The following is a 3,284-nucleotide window of genomic DNA, read 5'->3' as shown; positions in this document are numbered from 1 at the left end:
GGCGGCGTCGCGCTCCTCCTCCGGATCGGACGGGGCGGCGGCCGTGGCGGTGATCCACTGGTGCGCGGGAACGCCGGGGGGCGGCCCGTGCGGCAGCTCCCCCGGTCATTCCGGCGGAGGATCAGGGGGGTCGGAGTCGGGTACGGGGGGCTGTTCGGCGAGCGCCTGTTCCTCGGGCGCCGTGAGCTGCGCGAGTTCCTCCGGGGGCGGCTCGTCCGGCTGGAGCGGATCGAGCTGCGGAAGCTCCTCCGGCGGATCGAGCTGCGGGGGCTCCTCCGGCGGGTCGAGCTGCGGAGGGGGTTCCAGCGGCTGATCCCGAGCCGCACCCGGCACCGCCGGTCCGTGCCGCCTGTCTCACCCGCGAGCCGCCCGACCTACTGGCGGCTCGCACTTTTGTCCGCCTGTGTCCCGATTGGTGTGACGTGACCCGGGTACTCGTCGGCTGGGCGGGGTCCCTCGCGACCCCCGCCGCATCGACACCACAGGCACCATCGGCACGGAGGACCGCCCATGAGTGACGCGAACGAGCAGACACCGTCCCAGGCCGAGGGCGAACGCGAGCCGGAGAACGGGACGGCCGACGGGTCCTCGGGACCGGACACCTCCGGTGCGCCCCGTACGACGCCCTCGCAGGCCGAAGGCGACAGGTCCGAGGGCGACGGCGCCTCCGGCACGGACACGGCCTGAGGGGCGGGATGCCCGGAGCGATCGGGGAGCGGACGGTCGGGGCACTCGGGGGCGGGGCGGCGTCCTCGCGGCCCGGGCCCGCCGGGAAGTCCGTGCGCGGGACCGCCCCCGCCCACCCCGGCCCCGCCGTGCCGCTCGCCGCGACCCCGGCGGCCGCCGCAGCAGGGAGAAGACGGTAGGTGCCGGAGGCGGCCGGCACACGGGCCCCGCGCCCGGTGAACCGCGTCCGGCGGAACAGCGCAGACATCGCAGACATCAAGGAAGAAGGCCCATGATGACCAGCGGTACCCATGCGTCACGGAACGCCCGCACCCCCGTCCAGCAGGCCGCTCTGCTGGTCGGAGCCGTATTCCTCCTCGTGGGGGTCCTCGGGTTCATCCCCGGCGTCACCACGGACTACGACACCATGAAGTTCGCCTCGCACGACTCGGAGGCCAAGCTGCTGGGTGTCTTCCAGGTCTCCATCCTTCACAACCTGGTCCATCTGGCCTTCGGCGTCGCCGGAGTGGCCATGGCCCGTACCGCCGCGGCGGCGCGGACCTTCCTCCTGGCGGGAGGCGCCGTGTACCTGGTCCTGTGGCTGTACGGCCTGCTCGTCGATCACCACAGCAGCGCGAACTTCGTGCCGCTGAACACGGCGGACAACTGGCTCCACTTCGTCCTCGGCCTCGGCATGATCGCGCTCGGCGCCCTCCTCGGCCGGCGGCGTACGACGACCACGCCCGGGGTGTGACCGGGATGGCGGGAAAGAAGGCGCTGCTCACCGCCGCCGCGGGACTCACCGCCGGAGCCGTCGCCCTGCGGCGCCTGACCGCGCGGAGCCCGGAGCCGGACGACACGCACCGCTGGCTGGTCGTGACCGTCCAGCGCGCACCGGACGACGTACGGCCGCACGAGATCGGACCACTGAAGGACTTCGGCGACCGGATCGAGACCCGGATCAACGCCGCGCCCGGCGACCGCGGCACCGAGCTCGCCGCCCGCTTCAGGGATCCGGCGGCGGAGGGCGGCGGCTCCGTCGCCGCCCGCGTCGCGGGGGACGACCCCCGCCAGGACCTGCGCCGCGCCCTCCGGGAGGCCAAGGCCCTCCTGGAGGCGGGCGAGGTCCTCCTGCCCGACGCGCCGCCCACCGACCACGAGTCCCCGGGCGGGAAACTGATCGGAACGCTGAGCCGGCGCGCCGGCGGGGAGGGAGTGCTGTGAAGGCCCTGTGCTGGGAAGGGGTCGACCGGCTCTCGGTCGAGCAGGTGCCCGACCCGATCCTCCGCAACGACCAGGACATGATCGTCCGGCTCGTCGCCGGCACCACCTGCGGATCCGACCTCCACCTCATCGGCGGCTACATCCCGTTCATGCGGGCCGGAGACGTCATCGGGCACGAGTTCGTCGGCGAGGTCGTCGAGGTCGGCCCGGCCGTGCGACGGCACGCGGTGGGCGACCGGGTGGTCGTCTGCTCGTTCGTCGGTTGCGGACGCTGCTGGTACTGCGCGAACGACCTGTGGTCCCTGTGCGACAACACCAACACCAATCCCGGGATCGGACAGGCCCTCTTCGGCGCCGACACCGCGGGCATCTTCGGCTACTCGCACGCCATGGGCGGGCTGCGCGGCAGCCACGCCGAGTACGTGCGCGTCCCGTTCGCGGATTACGGCGCCTTCACCGTTCCCGAGGGCGTCGACGACACCAGCGCCCTGTTCGTCTCCGACTCGGTGCCGACCGGCTGGATGGGCGCGGACCTCGGCGGCGTGGGCCCCGGTGACGTGGTCGCCGTGTGGGGGTGCGGCGCCGTGGGGCAGATGGCGGCGCGGGCGGCGGTCCTGCTCGGGGCGGAGCGGGTCATCTCCATCGACCGCGTCCCGGAGCGGCTGCGGATGACCGAGCGCCACGTGGGCAGCGAGGTCATCGACTACAGCAGCACCGACGTCGGCGCCGAACTGAGGGAGCGGACCGGCGGCCGGGGTCCGGACGTGTGCATCGAGGCGGTCGGCATGGAGGCGCACAGCGACGGCCCGATGCACGTGTACGACCAGGTCAAGCAGCAGCTGCGGCTGCAGACCGACCGTCCGACCGCCGTCCGCCAGGCCATCCACGCCTGTCGCAAGGGCGGCACCGTGTTCATCCTCGGCGTGTTCGCCGGGGCCGTCGACAAGTTCCCGCTCGGTGCGGTGATCAACAAGGGGCTGACGGTGCGGGGCGCGCAGATGCACGGCCAGCGCTACATTCCCATGCTGCTGGACCGCATCGCGGCCGGGGAGCTCAGCACCTCCCACATGGCGACGCACACCGTGAGCCTGGACGAGGCCCCGACCGCGTACGACATGTTCAAGCACAAGACCGACGGCTGCGTCCGCGCGGTCATCCGGCCGGGGGGCTGAGCGAGGGGCTTCCGGCGATGCGGTCACGGCCACGTCAGCGGTACGGGAACGGGTGGCCGCACCGGCCTGCTGGAGGCCCCGGTGCCCCGCGAGGACGCGTACGGCGGGCGGGACCCGCCCGGGTGAGGAAGGAGGCCGTCCGTGGCCCCTGAGGTGACCGGGGAGCCGGGCCGGCCCGTACGGCTGCTGCTCGTCTCGGACACGCACGTGCCGCTTCGGGCC

Annotated in this window: 5 protein-coding genes; 4 read left to right on the top strand and 1 reads right to left on the bottom strand. The window is 73.5% G+C overall.

Annotated elements, in window-relative coordinates; genetic code table 11:
- Nucleotides 1–105: 105 nt before the first annotated feature.
- The gene (locus RIF68_RS32030; RefSeq protein WP_309054771.1) at nt 106–333 is read right to left on the bottom strand and encodes a hypothetical protein; all 228 of its coding nucleotides are present in this window, start codon (nt 331–333) and stop codon (nt 106–108) included.
- A gap of 177 nt (nt 334–510) precedes the next feature.
- Here RIF68_RS32030 and RIF68_RS32025 point away from each other — a divergent pair, with 177 nt between their 5' ends.
- From RIF68_RS32025 to RIF68_RS32010, 4 genes are all read left to right on the top strand, one after another.
- A complete protein-coding gene (locus RIF68_RS32025) occupies nt 511–687 on the top strand; it encodes a hypothetical protein (RefSeq protein ID WP_309054770.1) in 177 nt (58 codons plus the stop codon).
- Between the two features lie 274 nt (nt 688–961).
- The gene (locus RIF68_RS32020) at nt 962–1,420 is read left to right on the top strand and encodes a DUF4383 domain-containing protein (RefSeq protein WP_309054772.1); all 459 of its coding nucleotides are present in this window, start codon (nt 962–964) and stop codon (nt 1,418–1,420) included.
- Between the two features lie 5 nt (nt 1,421–1,425).
- On the top strand, nt 1,426–1,890 hold the full coding sequence (locus RIF68_RS32015) for a hypothetical protein (protein WP_309054769.1): 465 nt from the start codon (nt 1,426–1,428) through the stop codon (nt 1,888–1,890).
- Nucleotides 1,887–3,062, top strand: a complete 1,176-nt coding sequence (locus RIF68_RS32010; RefSeq protein ID WP_309054768.1) for a zinc-dependent alcohol dehydrogenase — start codon at nt 1,887–1,889, stop codon at nt 3,060–3,062. The genes RIF68_RS32015 and RIF68_RS32010 overlap by 4 nt, the downstream gene beginning before the upstream one ends.
- Nucleotides 3,063–3,284: the final 222 nt, after the last annotated feature.

This window comes from Streptomyces sp. (assembly GCF_031178505.1).
In the GTDB taxonomy this organism is placed as follows: Bacteria; Actinomycetota; Actinomycetes; order Streptomycetales; family Streptomycetaceae; genus Streptomyces; species Streptomyces gulbargensis.
Note: the sequence above shows the minus strand (reverse complement) of the source record. Positions and strands in the feature narration are given on the sequence as shown.